Genomic DNA, 1,472 nt, shown 5'->3' on the forward strand with positions numbered 1-1,472 from the left:
AATACATTGGCTATAATTGATGAATTATTTAGTGTAGAAGAAGAGTTAAATCGCTCCATTTTATTAAATAAAAGTTTAATTAAACAATAATTTAAGACACTTCTACACTTATTTAGTAAATAAAATGTTTAATGAGTCTATTAGTTTTTTCTACTGCCCAACTTGAGAATTGTTATTCAATAATATAGCGAATTTTTCTAAGAGATGCGCCTTTATTTATGATTTGGGGTATTATCTTGAAGACTTGAAATCGAGATAAATTGATAGGTGTTAGTATTGAGTAAAGTTACTCGAAAAATAAGGAGATAGTAAAACGTTAATATATTGTATAGATACTAATATTTATGTAGACTTAGCAAGAGTTACATATTACACAAATATTGAGAATATTGCGTCAAGAGAACAGGATGAGTAATTCAAAAAATTAATGTTATTTACACTTGCTACGGGGGATACTTATGAAAACTCACTATTATCTAGGCTGGTTTAATAATTTTTTCCCAGAGAATTTGGGAAGGGCTTTACAAGAGGATATAACTGATAGAAAATCGCTTGTTATGATTAGTTCAAATCCATCTTCTTATGAAGATGATGGTGCTACTGAGCGATCGTGGCTTGACCAGGCCGGTATTATATTTGATGAATATCATTTAATTAATTATCGCGTACAGAAGGAAGATGCCCAAAAGTTAATTCAAAATGCTTCAGTCATTTTCTTGTTGGGTGGAAATATTATTAACCAAAATGGTTTTTTGATGGAATATGAATTGTCGGATTTGATAAAAAAAAGCAGATCCGTTGTGATGGGAGCAAGCGCTGGTGCAATCAATATGTCTGATAAATTTTTATGCTCGAAAAACTTTGGAGATGAAATAAGCTCTGTTTACGACGGAATCGGCCTTGACGATTTTTCCGTCCGGGCTCATTTTGATCTTGAAAATAACTTTGCGCTAATTCAAAGCGAACTGTCTTCCTTATCGGAAGAAATAAATATTTATGCGTCGAACAAAGATTGCGCTGTACGTACAAAGGGAGACAAAATTGACATTTTTGGCAATGTATATTTAATTTCCCACTCAAAGATTCAGAAATTGGATGAGACCCTCTAGTTATGGTGAATGGCTATGGCTTAATTGTGTTAATTATATTATGAAATGCTTCTATTTTTAAATTTAGTGAAGGAAGACTACACAATATAGGATTGTTTCTTCGTTATCCAGAAAGTATAGATTTGCAGAACGGTCTTCAGCTATTTGGCGCATATCTGAAATATAGATATGTGCCATTAATCATTTTAGGGTCATATTGTTGAAGAACGACTAGTAGATACATGTTAAAATAAGGAAGATATTATAAAGGAATGAACTTAATCTAATGGGGTAGGTTGTATGTCTCCACTAAGGATTAGTGAATAAAAGGGGATATTTTAAAATGATTAACTTTTCAGGAACACAAAAAATAGAAACAGATCG

The 1,472-nt window shown here is 31.7% G+C and carries 1 protein-coding gene; it reads left to right on the plus strand.

Annotated features, from left to right (window positions below; genetic code table 11):
* Positions 1-458 precede the first annotated feature (458 nt).
* Positions 459-1,109 carry a Type 1 glutamine amidotransferase-like domain-containing protein gene (locus JM172_RS24390; RefSeq protein ID WP_214484964.1) on the plus strand — a complete coding sequence of 217 codons (651 nt, stop codon included), beginning with the start codon at positions 459-461 and terminating at the stop codon, positions 1,107-1,109.
* Positions 1,110-1,472 lie beyond the last annotated feature (363 nt).

This window comes from Bacillus sp. SM2101 (genome assembly GCF_018588585.1).
Taxonomy (GTDB): Bacteria; Bacillota; Bacilli; order Bacillales; family SM2101; genus Nanhaiella; species Nanhaiella sioensis.

Coding starts and splice junctions, on each gene's coding strand:
- JM172_RS24390 (WP_214484964.1), top strand. CDS start 459: ATGAAAACTCACTATTATCTAGGCTGGTTTAATAATTTTTTCCCAGAG.